General features: G+C 35.0%; 13 protein-coding genes. 10 read left to right on the forward strand and 3 right to left on the reverse strand.

Annotation, left to right across the window (positions count from 1 at the left end; translation table 11 throughout):
- Positions 1–237 precede the first annotated feature (237 nt).
- The 6 genes from ACOOWA_RS14700 to ACOOWA_RS14725 all read left to right on the forward strand — a co-directional run bounded on the left by ACOOWA_RS14700 (position 238) and on the right by ACOOWA_RS14725 (position 5,886).
- Positions 238–1,140, forward strand: a complete 903-nt coding sequence (locus ACOOWA_RS14700; RefSeq protein WP_421376309.1) for an alpha/beta hydrolase — start codon at positions 238–240, stop codon at positions 1,138–1,140.
- A gap of 252 nt (positions 1,141–1,392) precedes the next feature.
- Complete coding sequence (locus tag ACOOWA_RS14705) at positions 1,393–2,367, forward strand: pectinesterase family protein (protein ID WP_421376311.1); 975 nt, start codon at positions 1,393–1,395, stop codon at positions 2,365–2,367.
- Positions 2,368–2,620: 253 nt separating this feature from the next.
- Positions 2,621–3,358, forward strand: a complete 738-nt coding sequence (locus ACOOWA_RS14710) for a rhamnogalacturonan acetylesterase (RefSeq protein ID WP_421376313.1) — start codon at positions 2,621–2,623, stop codon at positions 3,356–3,358.
- Positions 3,359–3,541: 183 nt separating this feature from the next.
- Positions 3,542–3,883: a cupin domain-containing protein gene (locus tag ACOOWA_RS14715; RefSeq protein WP_421376315.1), complete on the forward strand. Its 342-nt coding sequence runs from the start codon at positions 3,542–3,544 to the stop codon at positions 3,881–3,883.
- 61 nt (positions 3,884–3,944) lie between these two features.
- A complete protein-coding gene (locus ACOOWA_RS14720) occupies positions 3,945–4,844 on the forward strand; it encodes an alpha/beta hydrolase (RefSeq protein ID WP_421376317.1) in 900 nt (299 codons plus the stop codon).
- Positions 4,845–4,980: 136 nt separating this feature from the next.
- On the forward strand, positions 4,981–5,886 hold the full coding sequence (locus tag ACOOWA_RS14725) for an alpha/beta hydrolase (protein ID WP_421376319.1): 906 nt from the start codon (positions 4,981–4,983) through the stop codon (positions 5,884–5,886).
- A 269-nt stretch (positions 5,887–6,155) separates the two neighbouring features.
- Here the strand turns inward: ACOOWA_RS14725 and pelA are convergent, their stop codons facing one another.
- Together pelA and ACOOWA_RS14735 are read right to left on the reverse strand one after the other, a co-directional pair.
- Entirely contained in the window at positions 6,156–7,181 is a 1,026-nt protein-coding gene (gene pelA, locus ACOOWA_RS14730; RefSeq protein WP_421376321.1) for a pectate lyase, read from the reverse strand.
- Positions 7,182–7,187: 6 nt separating this feature from the next.
- Entirely contained in the window at positions 7,188–8,306 is a 1,119-nt protein-coding gene (locus ACOOWA_RS14735; protein ID WP_421376323.1) for a DUF4861 family protein, read from the reverse strand.
- Positions 8,307–8,500: 194 nt separating this feature from the next.
- Here ACOOWA_RS14735 and ACOOWA_RS14740 point away from each other — a divergent pair, with 194 nt between their 5' ends.
- Positions 8,501–8,983: a hypothetical protein gene (locus ACOOWA_RS14740; RefSeq protein WP_421376325.1), complete on the forward strand. Its 483-nt coding sequence runs from the start codon at positions 8,501–8,503 to the stop codon at positions 8,981–8,983.
- A 48-nt stretch (positions 8,984–9,031) separates the two neighbouring features.
- Here the strand turns inward: ACOOWA_RS14740 and ACOOWA_RS14745 are convergent, their stop codons facing one another.
- Positions 9,032–9,472, reverse strand: coding sequence for a cupin domain-containing protein (locus tag ACOOWA_RS14745; protein WP_421376327.1), 441 nt, complete (start codon positions 9,470–9,472; stop codon positions 9,032–9,034).
- 323 nt (positions 9,473–9,795) lie between these two features.
- Between ACOOWA_RS14745 and ACOOWA_RS14750 the strand changes: the two genes are divergently transcribed.
- From ACOOWA_RS14750 to ACOOWA_RS14760, 3 genes are read left to right on the forward strand one after another with little or no spacing between them, the layout of a single operon-like run.
- Positions 9,796–15,504, forward strand: a complete 5,709-nt coding sequence (locus ACOOWA_RS14750) for a DUF3320 domain-containing protein (protein ID WP_421376329.1) — start codon at positions 9,796–9,798, stop codon at positions 15,502–15,504.
- An 11-nt stretch (positions 15,505–15,515) separates the two neighbouring features.
- On the forward strand, positions 15,516–15,848 hold the full coding sequence (locus tag ACOOWA_RS14755) for a hypothetical protein (RefSeq protein ID WP_421376331.1): 333 nt from the start codon (positions 15,516–15,518) through the stop codon (positions 15,846–15,848).
- A 51-nt stretch (positions 15,849–15,899) separates the two neighbouring features.
- On the forward strand, positions 15,900–16,319 hold the full coding sequence (locus tag ACOOWA_RS14760) for a lysozyme inhibitor LprI family protein (RefSeq protein WP_421376333.1): 420 nt from the start codon (positions 15,900–15,902) through the stop codon (positions 16,317–16,319).
- Positions 16,320–16,327 lie beyond the last annotated feature (8 nt).

Here is a 16,327-nt window from a genome sequence, read left to right on the forward strand (position 1 = left end):
TATCTATGAAATGACAATTGTTATTTCAAAATTCAAGCACCAAAGAAAAATTTTAATTTTTCAACTTATGAGATCTAAATTTTTTCAAAGCAGCAAAACTTAAAGGTTTCTAATGTGTCAAAAATTTGCAGTTAAAATTAAAACGTCAGCTTTTTTGAACTCAATATTTTCAAAGTCTAAACTTAAAAAATTGCGAAAATCTTTTGTGACTTTTGCGGTTAAAAAATTAATTTAAAAATGAGTTTTTACAAACTATATTTTCTTTTTGTTTTTTTTGTAGGAGCAACAGCATTCGGTCAGACAAAGCCGAATGCTTCTCCTTACACGATCGAAGCAACGTTTGAAAAATTAAAAAAGAAATATCCGATCATCACTCCGTTGAACAGACCTTTTCCCAAAAATATTGGAATCGATAAAGATGTAGAGTACGACAAGATCAACGGATTATCGTTGAAAGCAGACATTTATTATCCTCTCGACAAATCAAAAAAACATCCCGGAATTGCATTGGTTCACGGTGGCGGCTGGATTTCAGGAAGTAAGGAAAACGAAAAATATATGGCTCAGGAATTGGCTTCAAAAGGTTATGTAGCTATTGCCGTCGGTTACCGTTTAAGCGACGTGGCAAAATTTCCGGCAGCAATCGACGATGTAAATTCTGCCATTGAATTTTTAAAGGAAAATAGAAAAAAGTATTCTTTAAATACTAAGAAAATAGCAGTTTTAGGAGAATCAGCAGGTGCGCAGATTGCAACTTTGGTTGGCGTGAAATCTAAAGGAAAAATAAAGGCAATTGTAAATATCGACGGAATTGTTTCCTTTATTCATCCCGAAGCAGAGGAAAGCACATATGCTGCTTATTGGTTAAACGGCGACAGAGACGTCAATTTAAAAAACTGGACGGCTGCTTCACCATTAGAACTCGTAGATGAAAAAACGCCACCTACTCTATTCATTAATTCTTCTCAGCCCCGTTTCCATGCAGGAAGAGACGACATGATGAAGAAACTGAAAAGCTACAGAACTTTCACAGAATTTCATGAAATAAAAGATACTCCCCATTCATTTTGGTATGCCGAACCTTGGTTCACAGAAACTTTGAATCTGACAGTGGATTTTTTAGATAAAACGTTAAAGTAAGATTTAGGTTTAGGCTAAGTCATCCTTAAATCGGCTTAGGAGTTTGGAACGTTAAGAAAATTTAAAATAAAGCCGTTAAGAAATTCCCACTGTTTGAGTGCGGCAAAAATTATCTTAACAAATGAAATTTTCAATCCGCACGAGTTTTGGGAATTTTAGGATTTACTTTAAATTTTTAGTGGAAAAATCCAGCCTTGAATTTTTGGTTCTTTTGTTTTAAGACAAAAGAACATTAAAATCAAATTATTTTTTATGAAAAAACTATTTTTAATACTTCTCATTTCTGTAACTAATTTTATTTTGGCTCAAAACCCATACATCACCATCACGGTTGCACAGGACGGAAGCGGGGAATTTACATCCATACAAAAAGCAATCAGTTCGATTCGAGATTTTGGACCTAGAGAAGCTTTGGTTAAAATAAAATCCGGAATGTATCATGAGAAAATCGTCATTCCTTCTTCCAAACATAAAATCACCTTACAAGGCGAGAATAAAGAAAATACCATCATCACCAACGATGATTATTCCGGTAAAACTGATGTGTTGAACGAAAAAATGACGACGTTCAATTCGTACACGCTTTTGGTGATGTCGGATGATGTTAAAATTTCTGGTATCACCATTCAGAATACCTGGTGCAATAAAGGACAAGCCGTTGCGCTTCATGTGGAAGGTGACCGTTTCATTATCAAGAATTCTAAAATTTTAGGTTGTCAGGATACCGTTTACACAGGCGGAAATCACAGCAGACAATTTTACGAAAACTGCTACATCGAAGGAACGACAGATTTCCTTTTTGGTTCGGCAACCGTTGTATTTAAAAACTGTACCATTAAAAGTTTGGCAAATTCTTATATTACGGCGGCATCAACAGACCAGAGTAAAGAGTTCGGCTATGTATTTTTCGACTGTACATTAATTGCGAAAGAAGGCATCAACAAAGTATTTTTGGGGAGACCATGGAGGCCTTACGCAAAAACAGTTTTCATCAATACCGAAATGGGAAATCACATCGTCCCGGAAGGCTGGAATTCGTGGCCAGGTGACAAAATGTTTCCGGATAAAGATAAAACCGCTTATTACGCAGAATTTGGGAGCAAAGGCGAAGGCGGAAAAACCGAAAATCGCGTAGCCTGGTCGCATCAATTGACAAAAAAAGAAGCAAAAAAATACACAATCGAAAACATCTTCGGAGATTGGAATCCGGGTATGAGTAATAAGTAATTGGTAATGAGTAATGAGTAATTATCACAATATAAATAACATAAGAAAATGGAGCGTGAAATTAAAACTTAATCCGTTAAGAAATTTCCACTGTTTGAGTGCTGCAAAAATTAGGCTAATAAACACAATTATGTTCTGCACGAGTTTGGAAATTTTAGGATTCAATTTAAATTTTTATCGGAAGTTTCCAAGTCTTGAACTTTTGGTTCTTTTTTTTTAAAACAAAAGAATATCAATTAAAATTTATTTAAAAATGAAAAAAATACTTTTAATTCTAGGCATTGTAATATCAACATTTACACTGGCTCAAAAAAAACCAACTTTATTCCTGATTGGTGACTCCACAATGTCTAATAAAGACAATCCCGAAAAAAATCCTGAACACGGGTGGGGACAGGTTTTAGGTCAATTCCTAACTCCAAATATCGAACTTCAGAATCATGCGATGAACGGCAGAAGCTCAAAAAGTTTCAGAACGGAAGGAAGATGGGATAAAGTGGAAAAACAACTGAAGAAAGGTGATTTTGTCATTATTCAGTTTGGACATAACGACCAAAAAATAAAAGATTCCACAAAATTTACCAATCCGCACACGCAGTACAGAGCCAATCTGGAAAGATATGTGAATGAAACCAGAGCTAAAGGCGCAACACCGATTTTGATGACTTCCATTACAAGAAGAAACTTTAATGAAAACGGCGTTTTAATTGACACGCATACAGATTATCCTTTGGTAGTAAGAATGGTGGCAAATGATATGAACGTTGCTTTCGTAGATATGCAGTTGCTGACTGAGCAAATGGAAATTGCAGCAGGTCCGGAAAAATCAAAACTTTTGCATTTGTATTTCAAAGCCGGTGAAAATCCGTATTACGATAAAGACAAAGCGGATGACACGCATTTATCAAAACTCGGTGCAGAAACGGTTGCAAAACTGGCGGCTAAAGATTTGAAAAAACTGAAAACCGGTTTGGAGAAATATATTAAATAAATCTCCCACGAATTGCACAGATTTTCACAGATTTAATTACAAATTATCTGCTCAATCTTATGAAATCTGCAGAGAAATTAACGCTTAGTTTGTCATCCTGAAAGGATCTATACTTATTTTTTGCCGTTTAGATGCTTTCAGCATGACAAAGTGAATGCAGAAAAAATTTAAAAAACAAATAAAATGAATTTCAAAAAAGAACCTTTTTTCGACGGCAATTCAGAATGGGAAGATTTGGGAAGCGGTGTTTCCAGACAGTTTGTCGGTTATAACGCTCAAGTGATGATGGTTATTGTGAAGTTTGAAAAAGATGCGATTGGCGCTTTGCATCAGCATTTTCATTCACAGATTACTTACGTTGCAGAAGGAAAATTTGAAGTAACCGTTGACGGCGAAACCAAAATTTTACAGCAAGGTGACGGTTTTTTTGCCCAACCCAATATTTTTCATGGTGTGAAATGTCTGGAAGCAGGAAAACTGATTGATGCTTTTACACCATTTAGAGAGGATTTTCTGAAAGATTAAATTTTATAAAATCAAACCTCATAGGTTTTCGAAACCTATGAGATTTATAATTTAAATTCCTATGAGAAAAGGCATTTTGATATTACTTATTTTCATTTTCAACCATATTTCAGCTCAAGAAAAACAGATGTTTTGGCCGAAAGGTGAAATGCCCAATTCTAAAATTTTAGCTTCAAAAACAAAGAAGAAAAAAGAATTGGCAAAATTGAAAGAGCCCGAACTTTTCGCTTTTCTTCCTCCCATAAAAGAAAGAAAACAGATGTCGGTCATCATTATTCCCGGTGGCGGATATTCGAAACTGACGTATGATGAAGGGGCTTTTCAGATTGCAAAATGGATGAATACTTTGGGAATTTCTGCGTTTGTTTTAAACTACAGATTACCAATTTCGACCGATCTAATTCAGAGAGAAATTGCTCCACTACAGGATATTCAGGCTTCTATTAAATACATCAGGAAAAATGCTGAGCTATGGAAGATTTCTCCAAATTTAGTAGGTGTTGTCGGAACTTCGGCAGGTGGACATTTGGCAACTAGCGTAAGCAATATTACCAAAGATTACACGAATTTAAAAGGTGATTGGACTACAATTTCCACAATTCCTGACTTTGCCGTTCTGTTTTGTCCGGTTATTGATTTTGGCGAATATGCTCACAAAGGAAGCCGTGAAAGTTTACTTGGAGAAAATGTTTCGACAGAAAAAATCAAAGAATATTCGATGCAAAATAGAGTGACTGAAAAAACACCACCCACAATTTTGTTTCACAATCAGGATGACACCGCAGTTCCGCCGATGAACAGCATCTTGTATTACAAAGCAATGACGAAAAATAAAGTGAAAGGTGCGATGTTTATCTTTCCTAAAGGAGGACATCGTTTTTTTGTTACCGATAAAGATGCGTTGAGTGAAAACTGGAAGAAACTTTGTGCAGATTGGCTTGAGAGTATTGGTAATAAGTAATCGGTAATGAGTAATTTAAAGTGCTGTAAATCACACCGAGCTGTAGAAGTTTTTTGCGTTTTAACAACAGTATTTTTTATCAAAAAAGATTGCAGCTGCGATTAACTAAAACAAAAGCAACCAAATTGTTAAATCAATGAAAAATTTCATTCTAATTTTAATCCTATTTTCTGGAATTCAAATTTCTGCTCAACAGAAAATTACGGTTTGGCCGAAAGGTGAAATGCCCAATTCTAAAGGTTTAAAATTAAAGATCACTGAAGAAAAAGAAGGCAGAATTACCCAGATTCAGGAAGCTGAATTGTTTGCTTTTTTACCTGCTAAAGAAGAGAGAAAACCAATGGCAATAATCATTATTCCAGGCGGCGGATACAAACATCTGACCTACGATTTGGGAGGGTATTCTTATGCTAAATGGCTCAATACTTTAGGAATTTCAGCTTTTGTTTTGAATTACCGTTTGCCAACTTCTCCAGATTTAAAACAGGGAGAAATTGGTCCGTTACAGGATATTCAGGCGGCTATAAAACTAATAAGAAAAAATGCCTCTCAATATGGAATTTCTCCAGACCATATTGGAGTTTTGGGAACTTCTGCAGGTGGACATTTAGCGGCAATGGTCAGTAATATTACTACAGATTATACTGAATTAAAAGGTGAATGGAAAAATTATTCCACTTTACCAAACTTCGCAATTCTAATTTCTCCGGTGATTGATTTGGGAGAATTTGCACACAAAGGAAGCCGTGACAATTTGTTAGGAGGAAATGCTCAGGTAGAAAAAATTAGAGAATATTCGATGCAGAATCGGGTGACTGAAAAAGCACCACCAACGATTTTGTTTCATGCACAGAATGATAATGCCGTTCCCGTCATTAACAGCATTTTGTATTATGAAGCGATGATTAAAAATAAAGTGAAAGGTGCGTTATTTATTTTTCCGAAAGGAGAACATAATATTGGAGTTTCCAATACGACAGAACTGACTGATAACTGGAAAAAAATCTGTGCAGATTGGCTTGGGAATATGAATAATAAATGATGGGTAATGTTAAACACAAAAATTGATTTCAAGCATTTAACAATATTTGAAATTAAATCATTTTAATCCCACGAATGAACAATTACAAAGTAATTGCACTAAAATCTGTGGAAATCTGTTAAATCTGTGGAACAAAATATTTCACGCAGATTGAGCAGATAAAGCAGATTTGAATTGGCTTGAAACTATAAAATCCTGATGTATTTTGCATCAGGATTTTATAGTTTGATAAAGCTTTTAGGTTTTCGAAACCTTTGAACTTTATTTTATTACTGAGAAATATTATTTCGCTTCATCCATTTAGGAAATTCATTTTCAATCAGTTTTGTACCCGACTCGTTGTACCAGCTGTAGCCCATTCTGCGTTCTTCAGACACTTCTTCATAATTGAATTTCACACTTCCATCGCGGTCGCCAAAAACAGGTTTATTGGTTGCAATATCATAAAATCTCGCCCAAACTACCGAACCTTCTTTCTTGCTTAAAGTACGGATCGCCTTATTATTTTCTTTCGAAACATCATAAGTGTAACCCTCTATTTTGCTTTCTTTAAACCACTGAATTGCAGATTTTATCGACTTTTCAATTTCCGGAGTTACAGGCAGCATCATTAAAAATTTGACAATATTCACCGACTCGCCGCTTGCCAAAGACATGGGTTCGAAGGCTCTGGCTTTTTCAGGAACCAACGTCACTTCATTGTATTGATCTGCCCAGATTGACAGCTTTCCTTTTTGTACAACCTGGGTTTTTAAAATACAGGCAATTCCTTTTTGCAAAGCCATTTTCGACTTTTCTTTCAACTGAGAATTTACCGCATCAAAACCTTCTTTTCCTTCCGAAATATTGTACAGAACCATCATTACATTAATCATCGCATTATCGTTGTAAGTGACTTGTTTTCGGTAAATTGAGGTGTTCGGAAAATATTGAGGAAAACCACCGTTCTCGTACTGCATAGACAGGAGATATTGAATTCCCTTTTCCGCTGATTTAAGGTACGCAGGATTTTTCGTGCTATTATAAGCTTTAATTAAACCATTGATTTCCCTCGAAGTGGCATTGTTATCTATGGTTGCGAGATCATTGTCATTCGCTTTGATGATTTTTAACAGTTTCGAATCTATTTTTGCCGTGTAATCTACATTTTTTTTATCGCTGTTGTGTTTTCCCCAACCTCCGTTCGGAAGCTGGTAAATCATCATTTTTTCTGCCAAAGTATCTTTCGTCTGCGCTGAAATTTCTGAAAACGCCAGACAAAATAAGGCAATTGTAAGTTTTGATTTTATTATCATATGAATTTATTTAACGGTAATTAGTAAGGGATTAGCAATAATTTTCGCCTGCTTCTGCAAGATATTTTCCCAATCATTCAGAGTTTGGATCTGTCCGCTTTTCTGCCATGCAAATCCGGCATAATAAGTCAGTTTTTTACTCGGTTTTGTTACAATCAACAAATTACTTTGGTCTGGAGTTTCAGATTTGTGAGCCACAGATTTTTCAACGGTTTTCGGGTTGACAACAATTCCTTCGCCCACGTATGCATCATCGATTTTTTCCCAGTGCAGATAATATCCGGCTTTATCATTCAGTTTAGATTCACCTTCATTTTTATGTAAAGTAATTCCGACTGTATAATTCGGGACAGGCTTTTCAGATTCAAAAGTAGATTCAAACTTAGAAAAATTCGAACCTAAATCGAGAGAAATTCTTTTCGTTTCTTTCACACCAAATTCGCTCCACGGTGCATATGTCAATTCAAAAATTGTTCGTAACGGACCTTCTGCAATCGTTTTAGAACTTGTGAAATTTTTAGAAACCTGAAGTTTTTCATCTTTCCAGATTCCGATTCCGCCTGTTCCACGGCTGTCTCCCACGTGATATGGGTCGTAACCTTCGCCTCTCGTGTCTTTGTGATAGTACATCGGATCTGTCAGATAGCCTTTGTACCATTCGTTAATCACAGATTTTCCTGTTCGTTTAAACCAAATATCAACACCGCTTGAAAGTGTGCTTCCCTTTACTCCGGCCAAAGCTTCAGCCTGACCTTTCGGGCCGTAAACTCTGAACGCAATTTTATCATTTTCCCAGGTATAATCATCCACTCTTTCAGGAACAAGCCTGGAATACGTCGTTATTTTACTTTCCGGAACCGCCGTTTTGGAATCAGCAACAATGGTGTAATAATTTGTTTTTTTTGCATCTACTTTAGCTTTGAAAAGAAGTTCGTCGTTTTTTCCATCTCCATCATTATCCACCCATTGAATGACCAGATAATTATTCTGAGCGTCTTTAATTCTTAAATCTTCCGCTTTATTTTTCCCTAAAAATGATTTTAACTGAGCATCTGAAAGAGAAACAATCTCATTTCGGGCAAAATCCTGAGTATTTTTTACCTGAATTGAAGTCTGCGCGTTCATGAAATCCGCAGTTATGCAAACGATTGCACAACTTAACCCAAATTTCGATAATTTACCTATAACCATAAATGTTATTTTCTCAAAAGTAGAAATATTCTGTATATAATTGCTTTTTTAAACCTTAAAACTTTCTTAAAACATAAATTCCAGTAACAATTCAACAAAATTTTCTACTTTTAAGTAAAATTAATCCTATGCAAGAGAATTCTGCCTTCTGCGAAAAACAACACTTCAGACAATGGTGGCTTTGGTCGATTCTTATTTTCGTTTTAGGAGTTTCTATTTATAACTTTACTGACAGTCTTGAATACTTCTCAACGGGCGAACTGATTGCTTCATCATCCGTTTCAGTCATTATTTTCATCCTGTTTTTTATTATTAAACTGGAAACTAAAATCGATGAGCTCGGAATCAGGGTAAGATTTTTTCCATTCCATTTACAGTTCCGATATTTCCAGTGGAAAAATGTAGAGAAAGCATTCATTAGAGAATATTCCCCGATTACAGAATACGGAGGTTGGGGATTGAGAGGCGGAATGTTCGGAAACGGAAAAGCATACAACATTTCAGGAAACATCGGACTTCAATTGGTTTTTAAGGATGGTAAAAAACTTTTGATTGGGACGCAGAAATCTGAAGAGATAAATCAATTTTTAGCAGAGATTAAAAAAACATAAATAATAAATCTCCAAAATTGGAGGTTTTAAATTTATTAAAAATTCACTTCACCTCAAATCCTTCTTAATCACCAAATATTTCAAATCTTTATCTCCCGCATTGCTTATTCCATGCTCAGAATTTGGCGGACAATACAAACTGGTATTTGGACCGACTTCCACCGTTTTTCCATTGAGATAAAACGCAGCCTTTCCTTCCAGAATATAAAAAAATTCTTCTTCAGGATGATGATGTGGAGCGTGGGTAGATTTTCCCGGTTCTACAATGCTCATCTTTAATGTATTTTCTTCAGTTAATTTTTTGTCGGCAAACCAATACTGATAACCGACATTTGTCTTTTTCGCTTTTGCTAAATCAAACTCGTTGACACAGTTTTCAATGGTATATTTTGAAGAATCCTGAGTTGGTGCTTTTTGCTGAGCTTCTAAATTCTGATGAAATAAAAAACTGATGGCGATGGTAAATGTAAATTGGGATAACTTTTTCATGTTTAATAATATGGAAAAATAATGATTTAAGAATCAAAAAAAGAAGAATATTTTGAATATCCTTTTTAGTTATATAATCTAAATCGGCAGTCAATTTGTCATTCCTTAGGAATCTAAACTGTTTTATTTTCTGTATGTTGAGATTCCTGCGGAATGACAAACAGACCTTTAGAAACCAAACTCTTAATATTTATAAACAGTCATTTACTCTCACCAAATTTGGTTACCGATAAATCTCTTTACCTCAAACCATTTTGTGATTCACCCATTTATTTCTAAATTGCATTTTCTCCCGAAAGGGAGAACGATTACAAAATACACTTATGCATCAGATTATTCCGTTTGACTTACAGATACAGTACAATCCTTATTTCAACTATACTTTTTGCCTTAATCAACTGTCTTTTTTGCAGAGCATTTCTTTCAGAGAAGTAACCGAAGATTTTGAAAATCTGAATATTCAGATTACCTCATCTTTAGGTTTATTTGAAAAATACGATGTTTATATTGATAAAATCAGGCAAAATTCACTGTATAAAATTTCACTTTTCAATTTTGTTTTTAATCATTCTCTGCTGAAAAGATTGACGGAAAAAGATTTAGACCAGATTAAAATTCAGGTTTTAAAAAACGGCGAATCGATCTGTGAGGAAAGTTTCAGCATTGAAGTTCTGCCGATGGATTACTTTGGCGGATTGCAGTCTTACCCGCAACTTTTGGCTTCGTATGTTCTTTCCAATACTACTTCTCTGTACAAAATCAAAGCGGATGCGATTGATATTTTAGCAAGAAATAAACTCACACCATCCTTTGAAGGTTATCAGCAAAAAAGCAAGGAAAGAGTTTTGCAGATGGTTTCGGCGATCTACAAATCCATTCAGAATCTGGAACTCATTTACAGTGCAATGCCGCCCAGTTTTGAGAAGAACGGACAAAGAATAAGGCTTGTAGACACAGTTTTAGAAACAAAATTCGGAAACTGCATCGACATTTCTCTCCTTTTTGCGGCGTGTCTGGAAGCGATTGATTTAAACCCAATTATCGTTGTGACTGAAGGTCATGCTTTTGTCGGAGTCTGGCTCGATGATCAACGTTTTGACGGAATGATTAATCTTGACCAAGCCGCCATTTCTAAAAGAATCGCTTCAGGAATTAAAGAAATTGCTTTAATTGAGTCGACCAGTTTATGCAAAGGAATTAACATCTCCTTCAAAGATGCAATGAATTCTGCAGAAACTCAACTGATGGATTCTTCAAGATTTCTGCTTTCATTAGACATTAAAAACGCAAGGTCAGCGGGAATTTCCCCTCTCCCACTTCTTAAAAATGAAACGATTAAAAATCAGGATTTTGATTCTATTAAAAATTCAAATGAATTGGATCAGGATTTTGATTTGGGAACACAATATGATGATTTGGAACTGACGGATATTTCCAATTTAACCAAACAGAAAGTCTGGGAAAGGAAACTTTTGGATTTATCGCTTAGAAATAATCTGCTCAATTTACGCTTTACCAAAAGCATACTGCAACTGATCGATACCAAAATAAATGTCCTTGAAGATAATTTAGCCGAAGGAAAATCTTTCACGATTCATCCTGACAATAATCAGGCAATTCTCAGAAAATACAATCTGTACAGCGAACCTTTACACCCATCGCAACCGCTTTTCAAACTGGCGGAAGATGAGTTTAAATACAACCGGCTTTTAACGTATTACCATCAGGATGATTTGGATAATATTCTCACCAACCTTTACCGAAGCGCAAAATTAGCCGAAGAAGAAAACGGAAAAAGTACGCTTTATCTGGGAATCGGACTTTTAAAATGGTTTGAACCCAAAAATAAAGATGTTCCAAGACTGGCTCCGATTTTACTGGTTCCTGTCGAATTGTCGAGAAAATCTGTCAATTCTAAATTCACGCTTCGAAGTCGTGAAGAGGAAACAATGATCAATATTACGTTGTTGGAATATTTAAAACAGGAATTTAAACTCAACATCAACAGCCTCGAAAATCTTCCGATGGACGAATCTGGAGTTGATGTACCGAAAGTTTTGGCGATTATCCGAAATGCCGTTCTGAATTTGGAAGGTTGGGATGTTCTGGAACAGTTGGTTTTGGGAATTTTCTCCTTCAATAAACTGATTCTCTGGCAGGATATTTCAAAATATTCAGAAGAAATTCAGAAATCTTCGATTGTAAAAAGCCTGATTGACGGAAGATTGACCGGAACTTTAGAAAGCGTAAAAAATGATGCCCAAAGTTTAGAAAATATCTCCGCTGCAGAACTCGTTTTACCAATTTCAACCGACAATTCTCAATTGAATGCCGTAAAAAATGCCAATCTCAGCAAAAGTTTTATCCTTCACGGACCTCCGGGAACGGGAAAATCTCAGACGATTACCAACATCATCGCCGATGCGCTGTCAAATGATAAAAAAGTACTTTTCGTTGCTGCCAAAAAAGCTGCTTTGGATGTGGTTCATCACCGTTTGGAAAATATTGGTCTGGGAGCATTTTGTCTTGAATTACATTCCAATAAATCTAAAAAATCGGATGTTCTGAAACAGTTTGAAAGAACATTGGAAGTTCCGAAGTATAAAATCAATGCCGATTATCACGAAGAAGCAAAAAGACTTGATGAACGCCGAAAAGAACTCGGAAAATACGTCAATGAACTGCATCAGAAATTCCCGATTGGCTGGAGTTTGTTTGATACAATTGCCTTTCTGGAAACGAATCACGTAAAATCAGACGAACGTTTTCACATTAATTTTCCGCTGGAAAGTGCCGATATTTTCAACTGGAATCAGTGGAAAGACTGGTTAATTCCATTTGCATCGATTGTGAGAAAAATCGGGCAGCCTTCCCTTCACGCTTTAAGACCTATAAAAACTTCAACACATCAGTTTGAAAATAAAAATCTGATTCTTTCGGCAATTTCAAAATTCAACGAAAAGAAAAATTTGGCCGAACAGGTGAAAAATCAGTTTCAGCTGAATGAAGTTTCCAATTTCGATAGCATTGAAATTCTTGAATATTTAAAAGATAATCCTGTAAAATCTGCTTTGATAGATTTGGTTTTCAATGAAGGTCAGTTGAATTTATTTAAAAACTGGATGACTCAGCAAACGCAGTTTCAACAAATTGAAAATCAAATTACGGCAAGTTTTAATGCTTCCATTTTAAATATCGATTTCGCTTCTTTAAAACTAATTTGGAATCAGGCGAAACATACCTGGTTTATTCCAAAATGGTTTAAGCAGAGAAAAGTAAAGCAACAATTAAACGGTTATGCAAAATCTGGAATTGAATCTGATGTTCAGATTGACGGACTTTTTGAAAAGCTTGAAAATTATCAGCAGATTAAAAATCAGCTCAGCAATCTTCATTATAATGCGCTTTCATCCGTGACAAGTCTTTATTTTAATGGAACTTCGTTTGATCTTTCTGCGATTGAAAAAGATTTAAAGACTATTGAAAATGCAAAAGATTTAGCTCAGAAAAATTCCATCAGAAATTTCCCGGAATGGTTGAAAGATTTTTCTTTAAAACAAAATAATAATCAGATTATTTCTGAAGTTGTTAAGACATTGAAAGATTTTGAAAATGCAGAAACTCATCTTTTGGAATTTGTGCATGAAGTTCCCAATGATGCAGATTTACAAAATATTGTTCAAAATATTCATCAGCTGGAAGACTGGATTAATTTTAACGGTTTAAAGGAAAAAGCACAGGATTTAAACCTAAACTGGTTCATCAGTTTCCTTGAAAAAGGCTGGCTTGATACCGAATCTATCGAACTGGAATTTGAAAAAGTCGTTCATCTGAATTTATTCATTAAAACCATTTACAGTTCGGGAACTTTGAACGGTTTTGATGCCAATATTTACGAATCTCAGATTCAGCAGTATAAAAATCTCCACAAAGAATTTACGGAACTGACGAAAAATCAATTGATCATGAAACTCAGCGACCGAATTCCTAATTTTTCGCAGGAAGCCGTTCAAAGCTCTGAAATCGGGATTTTGCAGAAAGCAATTCGAAATAAAGGACGAGGTTTATCCATCAGAAAATTGTTCGACCAAATCCCGACTTTAATTCCGAGGCTGAAACCTTGTATGCTGATGAGTCCGATTTCGGTGGCGCAGTATTTTGATGTGAATGAAGAACATTTTGACCTGGTAATTTTCGATGAAGCTTCACAGTTACCGACTTCTGAAGCGGTGAGTGCTTTGGCAAGAGCAAAACAGGCGATTATTGTTGGCGATCCGAAACAGATGCCTCCGACCAGTTTTTTTGCATCCCAAAAAGTAGACGAAGAAAATTTTGAACTGGAAGATTTAGAAAGTATATTGGATGACTGTCTTGCGCTTTCAATTCCGTCGAATTATCTGTTGAGACATTACCGAAGTAAGCATGAAAGTCTGATTTCTTTCTCGAACGCTCATTTCTACGATAATAAATTGCTCACGTTCCCGTCTCCGGATGACTTAAATAGAAAAGTAACCTTTCAATTTGTTGACGGATTTTATGATAAAGGAAAAACGAGAACCAACAAAAATGAAGCGGAAGCCATTATTCATTACATTAAAAATCATCTTGAAAAGAATGACAAAAAATCGATTGGTGTGGTCACTTTCAGTCAGACCCAACAGAGTTTGATTGAAGATTTACTGCAGAAATTATTTCAGGAAACTCCAAATTTAGAAGAATTGGCGATCAATTCTGAAGAACCGATTTTCATTAAAAATCTTGAAAACGTGCAGGGTGACGAAAGGGATATTATTCTGTTCTCAATTGGTTACGGACCTGATGAAGACGGGAAAATTTCGATGAATTTCGGTCCGCTCAACCGTGACGGAGGTTGGAGACGACTGAATGTTGCCGTGACGAGAGCGCGATACGAAATGAAAGTTTTTTCTTCATTAAAAGGCGACCAGATTGATATGAACAGAACAAATTCTGAAGGTGTTTTAGGATTAAAAAACTTCCTGAATTTCTCTGAAAAAGGTTTGGGGTATCAAAACTCAAATTCTAATATGAATCAGCAGAAACTGATGGTGAATTCGGTGGCGAAAACTTTAGAAGAAAACGGATTTAAGATTAAAACAAATATCGGAAGTTCAGAATATAAAATTGACATCGGAATCATCAATCCTGAAAATGAAAACGAATATCTGATGGCGGTTTTGCTGGACAGTGAAAATTATTATAACATCAATACGACGAACGACCGAGAACTGCTTGTTCCGAATGTTCTGAAAGGTTTGGGCTGGAATGTTTTCAGAATCTGGACGCTGGACTGGATTAAAAATAAAGAAAAAATTGTCACTAAAATACAGTGTGAAATTGAAAAAATAAAAATGCAGGTTCAGGAAAAAAAGGAGCAAATTAGTGAAGTAAAAACATCAGAAAAAATATTTCTAAATGAAGTTTCAGCGACGGAAAGACCTTTAAAAATGATTCCGTATGTTGCAGCAGGATTGATTCCTGAAACGAATGCCAATTCAGAAACGATTTATTCTTTTGAAAATAAGCAGGTTCTTTTAAGTCAATTAAAAACGATTATTGATACCGAATCTCCGATTAGCCAGAATTCTTTATTCAGAAAGATTTTAAAACTTTGGAATACTTCAAGAGCCGGCGGAAAACTCAATTCGTATCTTTTAGAAATGTTGAATTCCATCCCGAATTTACAAACGACAGAAAGTTATCAGAAATTTTACTGGAGCGAAAATCTTCAACCTCAAAATTTAGATTTTTACAGAGATAATTCTGTCGAAAAAAGACTGATTGATGAGATTGCACCTGAAGAAATTTCGGTAGCTATTATGGAATTGATGCATTCGAGTTTGAGTTTGAATAAAGAGGAATTGATTCGTGCAGTTTGTAAGACTTTTGGTTTTGCGAAAGTGGGTTCTCAGATTGAGACGGTGGTGAAGTTTTGTGTGGAGGAATTGGTTGGGAAAGGCTTGCTGAAAGAAGTTGAGGAGAGGATTGTTTTGATAGAACTATCTTCCAAATAATATATTGAAATTTGAAAAATAAACAAAAACTAAATAAAATTCAGAAAATAGGTTTTCTCATATTGATATTTACTCTTATTATTTATCTGAACCGAAATGTTCTTATATATAGAAATATAATTGATTATTTAGAAACTAAAAAAGTTAATGCTAAAATCATTGATAAAAAGGAACGTGGCAGAGGTTCTCATATGTTTGAGTTTTATTCTTACTATTACGAGTTTAATTTGAATGGTAAAACGTATCAAAAACCAAGCTATAATAAAAAATATAAAATTGGGGATAGCATAAAAGTTATTTATTCTACCCAATTTCCTTTCATCAATAAGTCTGTTTTTGAATAACTTTACAATATCCCGTTTCACAAGATATGCAAATCTCTACAAAAGAATGTGATGAAAAATATAATTATGGCAATTCTGCTTTTTCTTACAATTTCTGTTTTTTCTCAGAATAAAGATCAGCAGGAAAATTTGATAGATCTCACAGAATCTAATTGTCTTGATAAAAAAGACATTTCAAATGCTGAAATGCGAAGCTGCACCATTCAAGCAACACAATCTTGGGATAAAGAACTCAATAAATACTATAATCTATTAAAAAATAAACTTCCAAATGAGACTTTTGAAACCTTGAAAGAGTCGCAAAAACAATGGATGATTTACAGAGATAAAGAATTTGCTTTAATTTCTAAATTTTATTTTGAATTGAAAGAAGGAACCATTTGGTACACCATTGCTGAAGACAGGAAAAAAGAAATTGTGAAAAGCAGAGCACTGGAACTGCAAATGTATTTTGAAAATTTAGATTATTAATTTTAGAA

This window comes from Chryseobacterium sp. GP-SGM7, assembly GCF_049166575.1.
Taxonomy (GTDB): domain Bacteria; phylum Bacteroidota; class Bacteroidia; order Flavobacteriales; family Weeksellaceae; genus Chryseobacterium.

Coding starts and splice junctions, on each gene's coding strand:
- pelA (WP_421376321.1), bottom strand. CDS start 7,181: ATGATAATAAAATCAAAACTTACAATTGCCTTATTTTGTCTGGCGTTT.
- ACOOWA_RS14745 (WP_421376327.1), bottom strand. CDS start 9,472: ATGAAAAAGTTATCCCAATTTACATTTACCATCGCCATCAGTTTTTTA.
- ACOOWA_RS14760 (WP_421376333.1), top strand. CDS start 15,900: ATGAAAAATATAATTATGGCAATTCTGCTTTTTCTTACAATTTCTGTT.
- ACOOWA_RS14715 (WP_421376315.1), top strand. CDS start 3,542: ATGAATTTCAAAAAAGAACCTTTTTTCGACGGCAATTCAGAATGGGAA.
- ACOOWA_RS14705 (WP_421376311.1), top strand. CDS start 1,393: ATGAAAAAACTATTTTTAATACTTCTCATTTCTGTAACTAATTTTATT.
- ACOOWA_RS14750 (WP_421376329.1), top strand. CDS start 9,796: ATGCATCAGATTATTCCGTTTGACTTACAGATACAGTACAATCCTTAT.
- ACOOWA_RS14740 (WP_421376325.1), top strand. CDS start 8,501: ATGCAAGAGAATTCTGCCTTCTGCGAAAAACAACACTTCAGACAATGG.
- ACOOWA_RS14720 (WP_421376317.1), top strand. CDS start 3,945: ATGAGAAAAGGCATTTTGATATTACTTATTTTCATTTTCAACCATATT.
- ACOOWA_RS14735 (WP_421376323.1), bottom strand. CDS start 8,306: ATGAACGCGCAGACTTCAATTCAGGTAAAAAATACTCAGGATTTTGCC.
- ACOOWA_RS14725 (WP_421376319.1), top strand. CDS start 4,981: ATGAAAAATTTCATTCTAATTTTAATCCTATTTTCTGGAATTCAAATT.
- ACOOWA_RS14700 (WP_421376309.1), top strand. CDS start 238: ATGAGTTTTTACAAACTATATTTTCTTTTTGTTTTTTTTGTAGGAGCA.
- ACOOWA_RS14710 (WP_421376313.1), top strand. CDS start 2,621: ATGAAAAAAATACTTTTAATTCTAGGCATTGTAATATCAACATTTACA.